Genomic DNA, 19309 nt, shown 5'->3' with positions numbered 1-19309 from the left:
TTACGGCCAAGCATAAGAAAAACATGTCATGATTTATTGTTGTTATGGTATATTTTACTTTTTATATTCGATTAGGTCTCATATTTGTTTTATCAAATGAAACTATTTGACAATCGTTCTGTGTGGAAAAAAAAGTTCTCTTTTAAATATGGTATGTTAAAAGTGGAGTTATTTTTTTAATTGATTTTTGGATTGTATTAATGAATAAAAGATATTATTTTTAAATTTTTGACTGTCAATAGTTTAAAAATTATTTCAATAGATCCTGCGTTAAATTACTTAGCATTTTATTAGTGGCAGCACTGTTTTAAAACGGGTACATTACTTTGTAATTCAATAAATTTTAAGTTTTATTTTTTCATTTATTTTCTTAAATCTGAATATATTTTACTAAATTTGAATTCAATATGCGGTGATATAATAAAATCCGGAAAAATTATATGAATATTCTTATAGGAAATAAGAAGTAATTATTATATTTTTACTATGTCTAAATTTAGAGGTAAAAGCTTTATCTTTAGGTGCTAAAAATTATTTTTACTATGAACATAAAACTATTATTATCCGGAATCTTATTATTATCCCTTTTAGCGGCTTGTTCGGATAGGTATGAAGAGGGAGATTCATACCCGAAGACGAGTAAGACTTCAGAAGCTTTTAAAATTGAAAGCAAACAAGGAGATGAAACCGCTAAAAAAACAGATTCAACAAAAAGCAAGGAAATTATCGATGTACCACAAGCAATCCCAGCAGACATCTCCGCAGAACAGGCAGGAACTGACACAGGAGAAACAATTGATCCGACAAAACCGGACAGGCCTAAGTAAGCTCATTATTGAGATTACGGCTTCTGTTTTTGTTATTATTTCAGCTATATTGCCTTTTCTGAACAATATAGTAGGATACTTCACTGATGTAACGGTGCAGTTGGATAATAACGCAGGTGTAAGAAGTCTTGATCTGGATTCTGCTATTTACTTTTTGTCGATACCGGTTTGTATGATACTGTTGGCGCTGGGCGGATTGTTCAGGGCAAACAGGTTTACTTTTTATGCGGCTTTAATATCGGGGTATTTTCACCTAAGCACTTATGTGAAATTTGTGTTCTTTAACCAGAACAAAATTTCCGCAATTGCGGATGCAGCAATAATTTGCCTGCTGTTGGTGATTATAGTCCTTGTGTTTCTGCTGGATAGATATTACAGAAAAATTTATCTGCTTGATAAATTTAATAACAGTACGCTTGAAAGATTTTCTTCCATATTATTTAAACGTTTAGGAAAAAATGAGTAGTCACAGAGATAGATTAAAGATTCTTGTTGCTCTCTCGGATAAATTATGGGAAGATTATGACAATACGGTAATATCTGAGGAGGAATATATAAGAAAAATGAATTTGGTAAAGAAAGAAATCAATAACGGATTTATAAAAACCCTTGAGGAACTGGAAGTATTTACCAATGAACTGGGGTATATCGTTATGTCTGTACCTACGAAGAGTTTTATTTATGGTTCAGAAAAGATTATCATTAATAAAAACTAATTTATTTGGCAGATATTTTCATTGCTGAAAGTATTTCGTTCAACATCTTATTTTGTTCTGAAATAGCTTTACTGTATTTCTTTTCAATTTTACTGATCTGGCTTTGCAGAAACATTAATGTTTTGTCCTGAGTATTATACTGGGCAAACAAATTGGCAAGCAGATCTCCAATCTTATCATTAATCTCATTAGTATAAAGATCATCATTCCGATGGTCTTTTTTGTTTTTATCAGCTTCTGTTAATAATTCTCCTTCACCGGTGATCAGCCAGACAAGGTTATCATTAAGGTCCGGATAGACTCTTAGAATCCGGGCAAGCTTATCTACACCCAGGTCACTCTTCAGTCCGGCACCTTTAAAATTGGATGCCGAAATCCCGCTTTCTCTGTAAAAAGTTTCCTTTTTAATGTTGTTTGCCTCTAAAAAAATTAAAATTCTTTCTTTCGTGGTCTGAATTTTGTCCATAATTATTTTTTATAGTCGGAATTTAGTCTATATTTGCAAAGATAAAACAAAATTATAGAATATTAATACAAATGAAAAATTATATGCAATCGGCGAATGACTATTACCGTCATTTTATACAGCCAAGAGATTTTATTGAATTCCAATCCGGATTTTTTCTCTCTGAAGGGATTTTCAGAATATCCGGCGAAACACAATGCCAATGGCTTTTACAGATCATCTGTTTTCAGCAGAAAGCATCTGGTGTACAACTGGTGGAGTTCTGGAAGCTGAAGAGAAAAGAAGGGTTAGAATATGAGCTCCAATGCAAAGACAGTTCAGGAAGTATTCTTTTTGAAAATACTTTTATATCACCGGATTTTTTATTTAATGAAATCACGATATGGAAAATTGGCAGCTACCTCATCTTGCCGGGAGAATATAATGAATTTGTAAAGCTTATCAAAAATGAAACAGCCAATCATACTTCCAAAAGTATGGATGATATTAAAACAAAATTGAACTAAAACTAAGAATAATTAATTAACTAATCTCATGAGTATTAAAAGAAACAAAAAAAGAAATTCCGTAAACACGCTTTACGACTCTTACACATCAACAGAAGAACTGTTTGAATTTAAAGAAGGTTATAAATTAACCAAAGGAATTGTGGATGTTTCCAACGAAGAAGATTGCAGCTGGCTGCTGGAGATCATTCTGGAAGAACAGCCAAAAATCAACTGTGAAACACAGCACTGGCATTTTAAAAGAGTAGAAGGAAACGTTTTCAGGCTTTACTGTACCGATGAGGACGGAATAATTCTTACTGAAAAAAATGATATCTCTATTCCTTTTTATTTTGATGACCTCTTCCTGCTGGTAAAGAAAAACCTTCTTTGTCTGCCGATTGAATCAAAAATGTATGCGTAACCATTGGAAATGTTAAGATTTGAACTCAAAATTTATTATTAAATAAAGTGCCGTTATTGAATAACGGCACTTAACTTTTCTGAGGTATGCGCGGAAAAGTATCCCAGCGCGCCATTACTGATATTACTCGGCGGATTGGCCGGCGTAATTCCGCCACCGGGACCACTGCCGGAAAGCTGAAGAAGAGCAGAGTAGAAGGTATATACCTGGTTATCGATACACTGCATTTCAACATAAATAATATCTCCGGGCACAACTTTTATATCTCCGGGATCACTGTCATCATTAGGAAGCAGCAATGGCCTTTGATTGAGCATACCATTATTTACATTGTCTGAAAATTCCGAGAAAAACTTTTTAGGATTATTGTTTACGGTGAAACTGAAAAGGTAACGGTTCCCTAAGGCAGGAGGATCCGTGAAAACAGGCAGAAGTGTATAGCTTGTTTCGCCTGCCACTACAAAAGAATCCTGCAGAAGGCCTTCAAAAGCAACCGGCTGGGGCATGGTGCTCTGCGCAACATATTCATTACCTTCAGCTTTTACTGTCAGGGTATACGTTCTTCCCGGCTCACCGGTGATCGCGGAGGTCCGATAGTTTCCGCCGCCTATGTACTGCAGTATTTCAGAATGTCCCGCATCGTCTCTCAGGGTTACCTGAGCACCTTCTACGGCAGGATACTCATTGAGAGAGGTAAAAGAAGCCGATTTTGTTATTTTTACAATATAAGGACCTGCTTTATCCGTAATATTACCTTCAATTACAATTTTTCCGCTTTGATTTTCGAGATCAAGATCAATTTCTTTTTCACATGAAACGGTTATTGTAAGTGCTGCTATGATTAAAAATATTTTTTTCATGATTAAAACTTAAAATTATAAGTGATATTGGGAACCCATCTGAACAGGGATGTCTGTACGGCCCTCGTTGTTCCCGGGCTGTCAGGATTATCTTCAAAATTAATTACATAGGCATTTTCCCGGCCGTAAACATTGTAGATCCCGAATGACCATGATCCCTTAAAGCGTCGGTTGGAAGCGGGTTCATAAGTGGCATTCAGATCCATTCTGTGATAAGCCGGCATACGGTCTGCGTTTCGTTTGCTGTATTGAAAAACAGTTTGCCCGTTCAGTTCATATTTTCCTGTAGGGAAAGTTACGGCATTACCGGTACTGTACAGAAACAATCCGGAAAAAGACCATTTCGGATTAAGCTGATACGTTGCTACTAGCGAAAGATCATGCGTTTTATCCATTCTTGCGTTATACCATTCATTATCATTAATGCCGTCAATTTTTCTTTCCGTTTTCGAAAGGGTGTAGGAAATCCATCCGGTAAGTTTTCCGCTTTTCTTTTTGGCGATAATTTCAAGTCCGTATGCTCTTCCTTTACCGAAAAGAAGCTCACTCTCTACATCGGCTGCCGTATCGAAGGTTATCTGTGCCCCGTTTTTATAATCGATCTGGTTCTGCATAGATTTGTAATATACTTCAGTATTAAGTTCATAATTATTATTACTGAAATTTCTGCTGTAGCCAATGCTTACCTGATCTGCGATTTCCGGTTTCACTGTATAGCTGCTTCCGATCCATTGGTCTGTAGGATTTCCGCTTCCACTGTTGCTCAGCAAATGCAGGTTCTGCGTATTTCTGGAATACCCTCCTTTTATGCTGCTTACATCGTTGATGCGGTAGTTGGCTGTAATTCTAGGTTCCGGATTTATATAGGTTTTGCCAAATTTTCCTTTTTCAAGAAATTCCGAATCTGTAAGAACTCCATTTTCATACGTGTTGAAAGTATCACCGCCTAAAACACTGAATAAGGAAAGCCTTATCCCGTAGTTCACGGTAAGTTTCTCATTTACTTTATAATCATCATTTATGTAAAAAGCATTTTCCCACGAGTGTCTCGGATTTCTGGGAAAACTGCTGACACTGGTTCCGGATGCGCTGCTTGGTGTAATGGTGTGGTAAATCGACTGAAGACCAAACTTCACGGAATGATTATTCCCCGCAAACCAGGTAAAATCCTGCTTCAGATTCCAGTCTTCAATTTCGGAAGAAAGTCCGAAAGTATTATTGTTGCTGCTTAAGCTTACATTATAATTATAATTGCTGAATATAAAAGAGGTATTAGAAAACAATTTGCTGCTGATGATACTGTTCCAACGCAGGGTAGCAGTAGTATTTCCCCAGTCGGTTGCAAAAGTGTCACCCAATCCCAAAACATCTCTTCCGAAATATCCTGATAAATAAAGCCTGTTGTTTTCGTTAATCTGGTAATTAGCCTTTAAATTTAAATCGTAAAAATAAAGTTTACTGTCTTTAAAATCATCGGTTGCCTTTAAGAATACATCAGCATAGGTTCTTCTTCCGGAAACAATGAAAGAAGACTTTTCTTTTTGAATAGGACCTTCAACACTCAGTCTGCTGCTGATCAGTCCGAGGCCGCCGTTCACATTATATTCTTTATTATTTCCATCCTTCATTTTAACATCCAGTACAGAAGACAGGCGGCCGCCATATTGAGCCGGACTGTTTCCCTTGATAATACTCGCATCCTTCAGGGCATCACTGTTGAAAGTACTGAAAAAACCAAGAAGATGTGAAGCGTTGTAAACGGCAGCTTCATCAAGCAGAATAAGGTTTTGATCTGTTGCTCCGCCACGAACGCTGAATCCGCTGCTGCCTTCTCCATTGCTTTTTATACCCGGTAAAAGCTGAATGGTTTTCATAATATCTTTTTCGCCAAAAAGAACAGGCAGTTTTTCGATATTTTTGATGCTTAGCGTTTCTGTTCCCATTTGTGCGGTAGTCAGGTTTTTGTCCTTTTTAACTCCCGAGATGACTACCTCCTCAATCTTCGCTACTTTTTCTTCTTCCTGAGCGAGCTGCAGATCCTGTTTTATATTATCTTCAACCGTAATATTTTGCTGAAAATCTTTAAAACCTGGATTTGAAATGATGAGGTGATAAGTGCCTTTGGGAAGCGAAAGCGAATAAAATCCATAATCGTTGGAAACTACAGAAATGGTAGGGTCTTCAGCAACTTTTACTGTAACCCCAATCATAAGCTCTCCGTTATTAATATCTTTTATAGTACCGCTTACAGAATATTTTTGTTGTGCAAAAACAGCCGTACTGAAACAAATTGCTGCTGCGGAAGTGGCAATTTTAAAGGATAATATCTGCATTTTGGTTTAATTGATTGAGGATGTAATAATATTTTTAATCTGAACTGGTCAAAAATACAATTTTTATAGACGTCATCATATCTCTTAAGACATGATTTTTAGCGAAAAGAAATTATCTGTCGAGAATGAATTATTTCAGATGATTATTGATAAAATCAGCCAGCATTTTCGTATTGCCACCATAATGATGATCTCCGGGGATATGTTTCATCTGATAATTGTTCTTCAGGGTAATTTGTTGATAAGGAAAATGCGTGTATTCAAAATCGCTGAGGACGACCATTACCGGAATTTGCGTTATTTTATTAATTTCCGGGATAACGGGTAAACTTCCTTTAGGTTCCTGACCCAAATATTCTTCAAGATGAATTTTAAAATCATTACTTTTTGAAGGGCCAATAATAAATATTTTCTGAATTTTATTTTTTAAATTATTTGAAAATCTGTTATATACGAAAGGTGTGACATCTGCTCCAAATGAAAATCCTATGATGATCACATGCTGGTTTTTTCTTCCCTGCAGCTGTTCGTTAATATACTTTTCAATATCGGAGGAAGTCTGTTCCGGTGTTTTTTTATCCCAGAAATAAATTTGGGTATTCAAGGCAAAAATATCATATCCGAAATGATGCAGGTTTTCACCTAAACTTTTTGAAAAAGTATTAAAACCGGCATCTCCGCTGAGGTAAAAAATAATAGGTTTTTCAGAATGACTATTCCATTCGGTAATCCTGAAATCAGATTCAGATTTGCATCCTCCGATGGTCAGAACCAGTGATACACAGATTATTTTAAAGATTAATGTAATGAATTGCTTCATGGTTTCATTATTTTATTTAGAACGGCAGGCAGCTGCAAAAGATCGAAATCATTATCATATATTATATACTTGTTTTCCCACAGATCGGCATATTTTTCTTTAAAATTTCTCAGGGTTTGATAATGCTTAAAACTTCCGACTCTCTGATAGGCAAATTTCATTATTTCTTCTGCAGTATTACCGGGTTCTTTAATCCCGGCCATTGGCGTCATTCCCATATTAATGAATTTGAGGTTTTTGCTTTTAGCATATTCTATTAATTTCACAATCATGGCATCAGTAGAGCCATTGGGAGCATTTTCAGTTTTCCTGATCATATCATAACTACACTCATCCGGAGCGCAAAAAGGGATTATATTAAGAAAAGCAATACATTTTCCTTCCGGATCGGATATCGTTATAAGGTCCTGGTTTTTTACGACTTCACGTTCAAACATTCCTTCAGCAAAAACAATTTCTTTTTTGTCGAATTCTTTCAGCCATTCGTTCGAAACAGACTCCACCTGATCTAAAGTTTTTCCATCGTGTGGGGCGTATTTTATTTCTGTTGAATATCCGGATTTCTGAAGAGCATTAATTCCGTTTCTTACTGACTTTCTTTCTTTACCTGTCAGATTGAAGTTTTCGGCATCCAGAATAGCATCCTGACCAATAAAAAGTTTCTGCTTTTGAAGCGGATTGAAATAAATCAGGCTGCTTTCCCCAACGCGGTAATAAGAAGTTTTTAGGCTGTGATTTCTGCAGTAATTTTCAAATTCCAGAATACTGTTTGTTTTATTACCTTCTGCGCATACGGGATCTTCAAGCACTACCGCAAAACCATTGGCGATCCGGTAAGATAAAAAAGCTTCCCTGTTTTCGGAAAAGAAAAACTGCTTATCCCGGGTCAGTTTAAAATAATCTAGAGAAGAGGCTCCGTATTCTTTTACCAGGCTTTCTGCATCTGCATGATTTTGTGAACTGTTCTGCTTCTTATAAGTATTGGTACGGTAAAATGAAAAGATAAAAACAAGCCATGAAATAACTCCCAGGATATAATTTAATTGCTGAAAATCTTTAGCAAATCCTGTTTTGGGCACCAATCCGGAATCTTTAAAAAGAAGAAAAGTATGCAAAGTATAATACAGGGCTTGCTCCTTTGTAAAATCTATTCCGAAATGAGACTTACTGATAAAATAAAATGCAAGATAATTAAATAGAAAGATTGCCGTGAAGATTCCTATAAACCACTCAAATCCGCGCTGAAGTGACATTCTGCTTGTTGTGAAAGTATATTCTTTACGGCTGTAAAATAATAAACCAAGTGTAAACAGTGCAAATAATGCCTCTTCGTAGTCGAGGGCTTTCGCAATATTGAAAATAACTGATGTGATGGCCAGCCCTACCGCAAAATACCACGCTCTTTTTGTTCCCTTAAAGAGATTGGCGGAAGTTACCAACAGCAGAACTCCCGCAATAAGGGTGAGCATTTTTGAAAGATGAATAAAATCTAATGATAAATAATTTTTTACAAGATTCAGCCTGTTGGCCAAGGCCGGGGTAATAACCGAAAGAATATTGATCACACCAAGTAAAAAAATCATCATAACAGGCAGAAGGCGCGCAAACAATTTCCGGCCACCCCACAGAAAAGCTAAAACTCCAAAAACAAGCGGCAGCCAAAATTCAAAAAAACGATAAAGAAGAGTGATTCCCAATCCTTCAGAATGCTGATAGCCAAAAACAGAAAGAATATAAGTAAGGGAAAATTCCACAGCACCCAGTCCTCTTAAAAAAGGAGATATGATCATCAGTAATACAGAAATTACATAGGAAATTGCTGCGGCGGAGAAAGAATCTTTAACGCCAAAAGCGTACATTGCAATCAACAAATGAAAAACACCGCAAAATTCTATAATTACCGAAATCGCAACGGTGTACCAGAAGTTTTTCTTGTTGACCTCGCTGCTGAAAATTTCTTCGGAGGAACTGATCAATTTTGGAAATCTTTGTCCGATAAGATGATAGAATCTGTTTTTTCTCTTAAAAGAAATAAAGATTGCATACAATAAGGAAAGTGATGCAATTAACACAAAAATTCCAATCCAGCTGTTACCAAAATTTTTATGAATTGATAAAGCATAAAAAAGTAGGGGAATTCCTACAATAACAACGGTAAGAAGACCTACAAAACCATAAATGGCACTGGCCTGATGCACTTTTGAAGATTTGTAGCCGAGAATTCTTATATTTCTTGGAAGATAAGCCAGAGAGCTTACTCCTCCGGCCGGCAGAAAAACACTTAAAAAATTACGCTTCAGAAAAAGCGAAATGGCATCAGGAGTACTGATAGACAGGTCAACACTTTTAAAGCTGGTAACATACATTAAACCCTGGAGAAGAATATAGATAAGTGATAAAAAAATTCCGGCGACAATCCATGCAGGGTCTGATTCCTTGAGTTGAGGCCCGATAGAAGCAAGTTCATGCCTTTCACTTCTGAAGAAAACAAATGCCAAAAGTAAAATGACAATGGCAAGAATTTCTTTCCAGCGGATTAGTTTGAAGACTCCTGATATTTTGGAACTTTTCATATCAGTTAATTTTGGATTTAGCTTCTCAAAAATACTAAAATTCCGTGTTGAAACAGCTGTTAATAATCTGATATTTAAAAAATCTAATCCGACTTTTGTTAAAATTTATTAATTAATGAAAAGCTTTTAGAAATGGTTTTTAGATATATAAAATAAATATTATTTAAATAATTTACATTGTTTTGAGATATTAATTGATTTTTTAATGATTTTAATGATTTTGATAATAAGCAGTTTTTTGAACTTTATTTTTTTCATCATAAGCATTTGTGTAATTTTATTCTCTGGAAACAGAATTTATATTAATATCAATACAATGAAAGGATATAATTATGGGATGGTTGGTCTCGGAGTGATGGGAAGAAATCTTCTCTACAACATTGCTGACAACGGATTCTCAGTAGCAGGTTTTGACCTCGATGAGGAGAAAGTAAAACAGCTGCACAGCGACGCAACTTCGGAAATGCAAATCAAAGGAACAGGCTCTCTGGAAGAATTTGTAGCCACATTGGAAACTCCAAGAAAAATCATTCTTATGGTTCCTGCAGGAAAACCGGTGGATGCCGTTCTGGACAATATTTCACCATTACTCAGCAAAGGTGATATTGTAATTGATGCCGGGAATTCTTACTTTAAAGATACCGACAGACGTATTTCCGGGATGTCTTCCAAAGGTCTCCATTTTATGGGAATCGGCGTTTCAGGTGGTGAAAAAGGGGCCAGAACGGGACCGAGTATTATGCCCGGCGGAGATGCTGAAGCATTCGGCCTTCTTCAGCCTATGCTTGAAGCTATTGCTGCCAAAGTTGACGGTGAAGCTTGTACGGCGTATATGGGAAAAGGTTCTGCCGGAAACTATGTGAAAATGGTGCATAACGGTATCGAATATGCCATTATGCAGCTCATCAGTGAAGCGTACGATCTTCTAAAAAGAGGAGCAAACCTTTCCAATAATGAATTGTATGAAGTATTCAGAGATTGGAATAATGGTGAAATGAATTCATTTCTCATCGAAATCACCAGAGATATTTTTAAACAGAAAGACGAATTTACCGATCATGATCTTCTTGATCAGATCCTGGATAAAGCCGGCGCAAAAGGAACGGGAAAATGGACCTCGGAACAGGCCATGGAAATAGGCGTTTCTATCCCGACTATTGATATTGCGGTAACATCAAGAATTTTATCCGCCTATAAAGATGAAAGAATTCAGGCTTCAGAGCTGTATGCCGAAAAAGAAATTAACACTCCTGAAGATAAAGAACTTTTCATCCGTGAAGTTGGAGAGGCACTTTACCTTTCCACTCTTATCAGCTATGTGCAGGGATTAGCTTTACTCATCAAAGCCTCTGAAGAGTATGACTTCGGAATTCCTTTAAAAGATGTTGTGAAAATTTGGAGAGGCGGTTGCATCATCCGGTCGCTGCTTCTTGAAAAATTCTATTCCGCTTATACGGAAAATCCTCAATTAACGAATATTTTACTGGATAATGAGATTTCAGAATTGGTGAAATCTAAAATAAAGTCCCTTCGAAAAACTGCTGCATTTGCGGTTTCAAACGGAATTTCAAGTCTTGGCATTCAGACAGCTCTGGGATATTTTGATGCGTATACCACAAAATCATTGCCGGTAAATCTTATCCAGGCACAAAGGGATTACTTCGGCGCGCACACTTACCAAAGAATTGACAGAGAAGGGATCTTTCACACAATCTGGAACAGTACAAATCAATAAAATTTCGGGAAAATGAATGAAAATAAAAGCCTGAGGCCGACTACTGTTATCATCTTTGGTGCTACAGGCGATCTTGCAAAAAGAAAATTATTTCCGGCATTTTATAATTTATATATTGACGGAAGAATGCCTAAAGGATTCAATATACTTGCTTTGGGCAGGGCAGAAAATACGGATGAAGATTTTAAAAATTATGTAAAAGAAAATCTTGAGAATTTCTCAAGGAAAAAACTGACTCAGGAAGACTGGGCAGGATTTCAGGCGCATATTACCTATTTCAGACATCAGCTTGACCAGGAAGATTCTTATGCAGATTTACAAAAGAAGTTAAAAAACTTCGACACGATCTACGGAACCAGGGCCAACCGGTTATTCTATTTGTCCATCGGACCAAATTTTATCTCCACCATTTCCAATCACATTAAAAAAAGTGAGCTTGCTTCCGATCCTAAAAAAGACAGGATTATTATTGAAAAACCTTTCGGACACGATAAACAATCGGCCATTGAGCTGAATAATCTTCTCTCCGAAGCTTTTGAAGAAGAGCAGATTTATAGAATTGATCATTATCTGGGTAAAGAAACAGTACAGAATATTCTGGCTTTCAGATTCGGAAATTCTATTTTTGAACCTTTATGGGATCACAAACATATAGAATCAATACAGATTACCGTAGCAGAAGAAGTAGGCGTAGAGACAAGAGGAAGCTTCTACGAACAGACCGGGGCACTCCGTGATATGATCCAGAACCATTTGCTGCAGATTCTCTGCATGGTGGCCATGGAACCGCCTGCAACACTGGAATCCGGAGAAATAAGAGACCGTAAAGTTGACGTCCTGAAGTCAATCCGAAGAATTCCCGCCGATAAGGTGGATCATTACGCTGTGAGAGGTCAGTATGGAAGAAATAAAATCAATGGTTTTGAAGCCAAAGGCTACCGCCAGGAAAACGGAATTGCACCGGATTCCAACACAGAAACTTTTGCAGCGGTAAAATTCTATCTTGATAATGAACGTTGGCAGGGTGTTCCTTTTTATGTACGTACTGGTAAAAAAATGAAAGAAAAGCATTCTTATATTACCATTCAGTTTAAACCGCTCCCGAATTCCACTTTTTCAGATACGCAACATCATCTTGCGGCTAACAGGTTGGTTATCAATATTCAGCCGCTGATGGATATCAGGCTGCAGTTCATGGCCAAAAAGCCAGGACTTACCCTGTCGCTTGAGCCGGTAGAAATGATCTTCGATTATTTCGTGTGTCAGGAAGATACTCCAGAAGCATATGAAACATTACTGCTTGATGCATTGTTGGGAGACCTTACTTTATTCATGCGTTCCGATCAGGTGGAAGAAGCATGGGATGTTGTGAAAACAATTCAGGAAGCCTGGGAAAACAGTAAAGACGCTTCTTTTCCGAATTATAAAGCCGGAAGCTGGGGTCCTGATGAAAGCTTCACGCTGGTGGAAAGACAGGGAGACAAGTGGTGGTAACTTTAAATAAAGAAAAAATGAATATCAGAATATTTGATGATTTAGATACATTGTATACGGAAGCAGCCGATATTTTTAAGGATCTTTCCGAAAAATCAATACACGAAAAAGGACGTTTTACCATTGCTTTAAGCGGTGGCTCTTCACCAAAAGCCATATTCAAATTGCTCGCAACACAGCAATATGCAGAAAAGATTGACTGGAGTAAAATCTATTTTTTCTGGGTTGATGAAAGATGGGTTCCTTTACATGATGATAAAAGTAATGCAAGAATGACCTTTGAAACGCTGCTGGATAAGGTTCCGGTTCCTGATGATCATATTTTTCCGATGTATAAAGATCACACCCTTCCTGAAGAATATGCTCAGGAATATGAATCCTACATCCGAAATGTACTCGGAAATGAGGGCGTTTTCGATTTTATCCTTCTTGGAATGGGGGATGATGGTCACACCGCGTCGCTGTTTCCGGGAGAAGAAATTCTTAATGAAAAAGAAAAATGGGTTTCTGCATATTATTTAAAACCACAGGAAATGTATAGAATTACCCTGACTGCACCTATTATCAACAAGGCGGAAAATATACTGGCCGTTGCATTCGGTGAATCTAAAAAACATGCATTGAACGAAATCCTGAACGGAGAATATAACCCGGAATTATATCCTATGCAGCTTATTGAAAAAAAGGAAAATTTTATGTTCTTTACAGATCATAACGCAATGGGAAAATAGAAATCGTAAAATATATCATTTGGTCCTGCAGAATAATCTGCAGGATTTTTTTATTATAAGTATATTATAAATTGATTAATTATTAAGATAATACAGATTTCATATTGTCCGATTTAAAAAAATGCATAGTTTTGTATGAAAACTAGAAAATAACCCTTATGAAACACTCAATTTCGATGCATATTCGTGCAGCAATTCATTAAAGCTTTAATTAACCGGCAATTCTATCATGTCCTTATTTTGATGTGATAAAAGTTCTGTTATACGCTTACAATTAAGAAATAATCTTTTAAAATATTCAAATAATTAATAACTAAAAAAAACGAAACATGGCAGACGAATCAAAAAGTATATTCATAGCACATGCTAACATCACTTTATGGGGGGGTACGCTCGAAGGAATCATTGACAATTCACAAAAGTTTTACAGCCTGAAAACCTTGAAACCAATAGAATTGAGCAAAGTACAGATCGGAGAAACAAAGATCGGAGACGAAGTTGCAAAAGCGCAACTGGGGCTGGAAGATTTAACAGTTGATTTCATGGTAGAATATCAGGGAGATTCTGCAGCACAAGGAAGTCCGAAAAAAAATGACAATTATACAAAAATGGTTTTTGCAGTTACATCAAAGGAAAAAACTGAGGAAGCATTAAAAAAAGGAGGTCTTTTAGGAAATGACTTTACAATCAATTCGGTTAAAGTAGGATACCTGAGCTATGGTTCGGAACAAGAAAAACAAAAGGAAGAATTTGTCACCTGGATGAGCGACAATGTAAAAAAGCTGGAAAAATAATATTCTAATTTACAAAATCGAACTTTTATAATATTGGGAAGCCATTGATGCATTTGCAGAATGGCTTTTTATTCTTACCGTTACACTATGCATTTTCAACTGCCTGTAAAAATACAAGCTTTACTTCTTGAGGCTCCGGAACAAATGATCGGTCAGGATATTGTTTTTGAAAATATACCCTGGTTCAATCAGCAGGAAGAAACATTCATCAATTCGCTTACGCCGTTTGTTTCGCAATCGGTGATTCCACGGCCGTTCTCCAATGATAATCTTATTACTTTGGGAAAAGGGATGCACCTCCACTGGTCGCTGCCGTCTCTGCTGAAAACATTCGATGAATACGGAACTCTTCCCGAAGTGCCCAACCGGTGGCTGGTTATAAAACAGGATCAAAACGGTAAAAAAGAAGAGTGGGTTGTAGAAAGCGATTATATCTGGAATATCAATACAGATGGGTTTTCCAGCGCTGAACTTTGCTCTTATCCGATCATAAAAAAAGGACAAAATTCCGGGATAAAAGAAGGTTTTGAATTCCGGTATGTAGGAAGGAAATATCTTAAAAACGAATATAAAGAAAGTCAAAAACCAGATTATCTTGAAGGGCTCACCGCTCTGGGTTGGGGAAGTCTTTCATTTGACAGCCATTACGCAAATTGCAGAAGTATTTTCGGTTTTTATGATGATGATTTTAATGGTGAAATTGATTCAACATATACCATCACAGGCTATTACAGTGAAAATAAAAAAGAACAGGATTATTTTAAAAAACTGCTTGAGGTAAACAGGATTAAGCTCAAAAAAAGAATAGAGTCCCTTGATCTCCGGAAAATGGCGGATGATGAGCTTTTCAGAATGGGAATTCAGGCTGATGAAAGGTCAGAAGGCAATTTTTCTGCAGAACAGCTGGAGGTCATGCGAAATTTACATATTGATTATTTATCCGAAGAAATCAATAAAGCTGTGATATTTGATCCGGATCATGCATTCCGGTATTTCGTCAACGGAAACTCTTTCAAAGCAGATGATTACGCACTCCATCTTTCGGAATCTTCCGTGAATATTAACGAATGGAAGATTAATTCTTTTAACATAAGTAACATTTCAGGAGATATAAAAACAATTTGTTTTGGGGTTTTTGAATATAAAAAATCGGCCGTTAAAGAATACGAAGACCATTCGGAAAGTCTTAATATTTCCATTGCAAATACATTACCGGAAGCACTTACAGCCATCCTTTTGAAAGATCATGATGAAGTGGAAAAACTGGTGAAGGAAGAGCAGCTGGAAGCCATCCTCAACTGGGGCGAACTGAATGATAAAAACCTCGACTGGGTAAGCAGGCTGCGTCACAAAAGACATGAAAATCAGTTTAAAACAAACGGAAATATAAGAAAATGGGAAATTGTTCCCTCCCTAAAACCAGATGAAAACGAAGAATCTGCAGTTCCTGAAATTCCGGTACGTATTGAAGAAAGGCTGGACAGTCTAAATGCAAAACAGGCTCAGCTTGATTCTGAAAAATACAGGTTATATCGCGACCTGGAAAATCTTTATATGGACTGGCATACTTATCTTATGAGTCTTTTCGTGTATAAGAATGAAGATATTTCCAACAGCAATATCCGCGTGATCATGGAGAAAAAACTGCTGCCGGTTATTCTCAATACGGAACGTAAAATAAAAATGCTTCATGCTAAAATTTATAATCAGAAAAAATACATCGCAGATCTGCTGGGTGATCAGTTTATATTGGAACGTAAAGATGATTTTTATTTTCATGAACCTATTCCGCCTACAGTTATTGTTTACGATAAGAAGAGTTCCGGACAGGAAAAAAAGAACATTGATTTTCTGAGAAATTCTTATGAAGAACCGGTTAAAGAAATTTTGATTTCTGATATCATTTTTGATGAAAACGGCATGCCGGTTTTCAGGCAGGAAGATCATCAACTTTTTAAAAAGTATACCCTTGTAAACTCATGGAATACCTATAAAATTGATTGGGAAGCTTTTTTTATGGCTCACAAAACCCCAAAACCAGAAACAGGATTCAGCCAGGATTTTTTAACGGCAGGCTATATTTTGGATGATCAGAATGCCGATCTTGTTAAGAAATATGATCTTCAGAATCTTACTTATTCTCAAACCCCGGATTTATATTATGGATCTTCATTTGTAAATGATTCGGTAAAAGGATTTGTTGAAAGCAAACTCAATGCTTTTCTAAACAGCCAGGACGTTGAAAATGTCCAGATTACGGAAGGGAGTCCGGATAAAGTAAAATCCAGTAACAGGCAATATATCCGGAATATAAAAGAAAGCCTTAATTCTATTGATTTACTGGAAATAAGCCTTAGCGATTTTAATACTATTTTTACACAGCGGACAAGTGCATTAAGCATGATGCCACTCATTCCCAATGGTTTCAGAGATCATCGCGAATTAGCAGGAACCATCACAGGACTGATTAAAAAATATGAGTCGAGGCTTAATCTTCTAACTCCCAATTCCAATGCTGCTTTCAACCCATTCAGAAATGGAGCATTTAAAGTCAACAGAATACGGTTGGTAGATACTTTTGGCAGAAGTAAAATGATGACCGTAAATGAGGTTACAACAGGATACCATCAACAGATTCCAGCCAAAAAAAACTGGATTTCCTTACCTCCGAGGTTGGCGCAGCCTGTATCGGTTTCCGGAAAATGGAAAAAACTTCCGGGTACCAATTCTCCGGTACTCGGCTGGTTTGTTCTCAATACAATAAACACCAGACTTGAAATATTCAACGAAAAAGGTGATCACCTGGGTACTTTTACGGATAAAGGAAAATGGGAGTTTTCTCCTTTTGATCATGCTTTTGGTGAAGGATTTTCGGAAGAGGATCAGAATAACGATCTGAATCTGGTTTTAAGCTGGCTTAATGTACAAAGCAAAAAAGAGAATTTTATTGAAAATTTTATTGAAGAAACCATATTTGCGTTAAAAAGTGTTCAGCCGGAATCTGCTTACGATCCTTCGTTATTAGAAAGTATATCAACAACACCTATTGCTATTACCCGTTTAGATGTCGGATTATATCTGAAAGGCGGACTTTATTATGATTTAAGTACGGAGAGCCAGAAAATATTTTCCGAAAAAGGAGGCGAACGCAACGAACTGGAATATTCCAGGGTTAAAATTCCTGTAAGTATCGGCGATCCGAATCAATACAATGATGGGTGTGTTGCCTATTGGCATTGCAACAATGACAACGATGGAGAAACACGCAGTATTTCTGAAGAAATTTATTTTAACAGTTCTCAGAAAGCGGTTTTTAATCCGGATAAATCAATCGATGAATCTGTAGTTGATCTGGATGATCAGTTCAGGGCATCAAATCAGCAGAATAACGGTACAAAATCATTTCTCGAAAAACGTGAAAGTCTGATCCGTTTTCTTAATGATCTGATGGAAAACGAGGATACAGGCTATATAAACCAGAGAGATTTTCTGAAAAATTACATTATTGAAGGAAACAATATCTGGTTTAAATTAATGGAAAAAGGAATTCTTATTCCTTATCCGGAATCTTCGCAAAATACGGCTCTCAGACTGAAAAAAAGCGATACGGAAAGCTGGCTGGCTGCAGCAACGGATTTACGTTCCAGATCCTATATACTTCTTATGCATCCTAAGGGAGAAGTTTTTATAAAGTCTGGTATTCTGCCTGTTACAAAACTGCAGATGCCTTACAAAAAAATTAAAAGTGCACTCAGAAAAATTGCTTTAACGATATACACCGGACCAGTTCTTACGCCTAAGGATCGCTTTGAAATGACACTGCTAAAAGATCACCGCTATCATTGGAGCTGGATAGAACTGAAAAAAGAAAAGAGCAGCCGGTCTGTGGTAACCGAAAATAGCGTTAAAAAAATCCGGCTGACACAAACAAAATCGTTGGATCTTAAAAAATGCAATATTGAAGGGGAGTTCAGAACGGTAAGTGAACTTAGGGAGTATCTTTTCATGCAAAAAATTATCACAAAGATAAAGCCCTGTGTTAAAGGGCATCCGGATGCGTATATTGTTACGGATCAGAGGAAAAGAAGAGCTTCTTTTGGTCGGGCTGTTTACGAATATGCCGAACAGAAGTTTTTTGATAAAAGATGGAGACTTTTTGATCCAAACTTCGGACAGGATTATACTTTGGCAGAAATAATTAATTATACTTCAGGTTTAAAAAAAACACTCCTGGACAATGAAATAATTTATGATGCTCCTTTTTTTCATGATGAAAAATATATTGTGGTTACAGAAAAGTATTTTCAGATGTTCAGCAGACATGATTCTGAAAATGAAAAGGTATTAAAAAGAATTCGTGTTCTTGCTTCAGAAGAGACGAAAGACATTCAGATTCAAGCGAGTAAGCTTGTCGATGTCGATGATGAGCTTTTGATTCACATCAACCTGAACCTACGGTCAGAGGAATATCTGCAATCTGTATTCTTGAATCCCGATGATTTTTTTCCGGATGAGCATATTTATTTCATCAATGAGAAGCCTTATGCTGAATTTGAGAGCATTTACAATGACTGGCATTATGTGTATGATACTTTTTCAGAACAAAATCTTATAAAAATGGAAAAAGATAACCTGTCCGTTAAAAGCAGGCTGATCGGTGTATTATCTTTTTCAGAAGCTTTGGGTGCAGAAAATATCCCGGAACTAAAGGTAATCGATATTTTGAATGCACGGAGACAAACACTTATTGATGACAGGGAACAATACGAAATACTGTTGGATTTTTTTGAAAGAATTGAGCTGATGGTTTTTAACGGCAATGAAGATGTACGTTCTAAATATTCATTAAGAAACAGGCTTTCCCGCATCATGGCTGCTAAAGAGAAAAATTTTACGGAAAAGCTTAAGAATCATTATAAAACATTTGAATTCATTCTTGCAAACAGTCAGGCAATATCTTCGATTAATGATTTTAATACCAACAACCCAACTGTTCCGGAACTCATGATGAAAGAAGGCTGGCTATCCATAAAACCTACTAATAACTAATT

General features: G+C 36.6%; 15 protein-coding genes. 10 read left to right on the top strand and 5 right to left on the bottom strand.

The features are described 5' to 3' along the window. Positions 1-542 precede the first annotated feature (542 nt). The 3 genes from ODE14_RS05890 to ODE14_RS05880 are packed head-to-tail and all read left to right on the top strand — an operon-like array spanning position 543 to position 1543. Positions 543-827, top strand: a complete 285-nt coding sequence (locus ODE14_RS05890) for a hypothetical protein (protein ID WP_263603332.1) — start codon at positions 543-545, stop codon at positions 825-827. Continuing rightward, complete coding sequence (locus ODE14_RS05885; RefSeq protein ID WP_263603331.1) at positions 730-1293, top strand: hypothetical protein; 564 nt, start codon at positions 730-732, stop codon at positions 1291-1293. Before ODE14_RS05890 ends, ODE14_RS05885 begins: the two co-directional genes overlap by 98 nt. Next, positions 1286-1543: a hypothetical protein gene (locus ODE14_RS05880; RefSeq protein ID WP_072883220.1), complete on the top strand. Its 258-nt coding sequence runs from the start codon at positions 1286-1288 to the stop codon at positions 1541-1543. Before ODE14_RS05885 ends, ODE14_RS05880 begins: the two co-directional genes overlap by 8 nt. Before the next feature lies 1 nt (position 1544). On the opposite strand, the gene ODE14_RS05875 is transcribed toward ODE14_RS05880, so the two are convergent. Then, positions 1545-2009, bottom strand: a complete 465-nt coding sequence (locus tag ODE14_RS05875; RefSeq protein ID WP_248392866.1) for a hypothetical protein — start codon at positions 2007-2009, stop codon at positions 1545-1547. A gap of 71 nt (positions 2010-2080) precedes the next feature. Between ODE14_RS05875 and ODE14_RS05870 the strand changes: the two genes are divergently transcribed. Next, positions 2081-2515: a DUF6876 family protein gene (locus ODE14_RS05870; RefSeq protein ID WP_263603330.1), complete on the top strand. Its 435-nt coding sequence runs from the start codon at positions 2081-2083 to the stop codon at positions 2513-2515. Between the two features lie 28 nt (positions 2516-2543). After that, entirely contained in the window at positions 2544-2918 is a 375-nt protein-coding gene (locus ODE14_RS05865) for a DUF6876 family protein (RefSeq protein WP_072883217.1), read from the top strand. Between the two features lie 53 nt (positions 2919-2971). On the opposite strand, the gene ODE14_RS05860 is transcribed toward ODE14_RS05865, so the two are convergent. The 4 genes from ODE14_RS05860 to ODE14_RS05845 all read right to left on the bottom strand — a co-directional run bounded on the left by ODE14_RS05860 (position 2972) and on the right by ODE14_RS05845 (position 9504). Further along, positions 2972-3778 (bottom strand): DUF4249 domain-containing protein, encoded by an 807-nt coding sequence (locus ODE14_RS05860; RefSeq protein ID WP_263603329.1) that lies wholly within the window; start codon positions 3776-3778, stop codon positions 2972-2974. A gap of 2 nt (positions 3779-3780) precedes the next feature. After that, on the bottom strand, positions 3781-6111 hold the full coding sequence (locus ODE14_RS05855) for a TonB-dependent receptor (RefSeq protein ID WP_263603328.1): 2331 nt from the start codon (positions 6109-6111) through the stop codon (positions 3781-3783). A gap of 130 nt (positions 6112-6241) precedes the next feature. Then, positions 6242-6931: a virulence factor gene (locus tag ODE14_RS05850; RefSeq protein ID WP_263603327.1), complete on the bottom strand. Its 690-nt coding sequence runs from the start codon at positions 6929-6931 to the stop codon at positions 6242-6244. After that, complete coding sequence (locus tag ODE14_RS05845) at positions 6928-9504, bottom strand: phosphatidylglycerol lysyltransferase domain-containing protein (protein WP_263603326.1); 2577 nt, start codon at positions 9502-9504, stop codon at positions 6928-6930. Before ODE14_RS05845 ends, ODE14_RS05850 begins: the two co-directional genes overlap by 4 nt. 316 nt (positions 9505-9820) lie before the next feature. Between ODE14_RS05845 and gndA the strand changes: the two genes are divergently transcribed. From gndA to ODE14_RS05820, 5 genes are all read left to right on the top strand, one after another. Next, a complete protein-coding gene (gene gndA, locus ODE14_RS05840; protein ID WP_263603325.1) occupies positions 9821-11239 on the top strand; it encodes an NADP-dependent phosphogluconate dehydrogenase in 1419 nt (472 codons plus the stop codon). Between the two features lie 12 nt (positions 11240-11251). After that, positions 11252-12733 (top strand): glucose-6-phosphate dehydrogenase, encoded by a 1482-nt coding sequence (zwf, locus tag ODE14_RS05835; protein WP_263603324.1) that lies wholly within the window; start codon positions 11252-11254, stop codon positions 12731-12733. Between the two features lie 17 nt (positions 12734-12750). Beyond that, positions 12751-13464, top strand: a complete 714-nt coding sequence (pgl, locus tag ODE14_RS05830) for a 6-phosphogluconolactonase (protein ID WP_263603323.1) — start codon at positions 12751-12753, stop codon at positions 13462-13464. Between the two features lie 329 nt (positions 13465-13793). Next, positions 13794-14258 carry a hypothetical protein gene (locus tag ODE14_RS05825; protein WP_263603322.1) on the top strand — a complete coding sequence of 155 codons (465 nt, stop codon included), beginning with the start codon at positions 13794-13796 and terminating at the stop codon, positions 14256-14258. 87 nt (positions 14259-14345) lie between these two features. Beyond that, the gene (locus ODE14_RS05820) at positions 14346-19307 is read left to right on the top strand and encodes a hypothetical protein (protein WP_263603321.1); all 4962 of its coding nucleotides are present in this window, start codon (positions 14346-14348) and stop codon (positions 19305-19307) included. Positions 19308-19309 lie beyond the last annotated feature (2 nt).

The sequence above is a fragment of the Chryseobacterium sp. PET-29 genome, assembly GCF_025736815.1.
GTDB classification, from domain to species: domain Bacteria; phylum Bacteroidota; class Bacteroidia; order Flavobacteriales; family Weeksellaceae; genus Chryseobacterium; species Chryseobacterium nepalense.
Note: the sequence above shows the minus strand (reverse complement) of the source record. Positions and strands in the feature narration are given on the sequence as shown.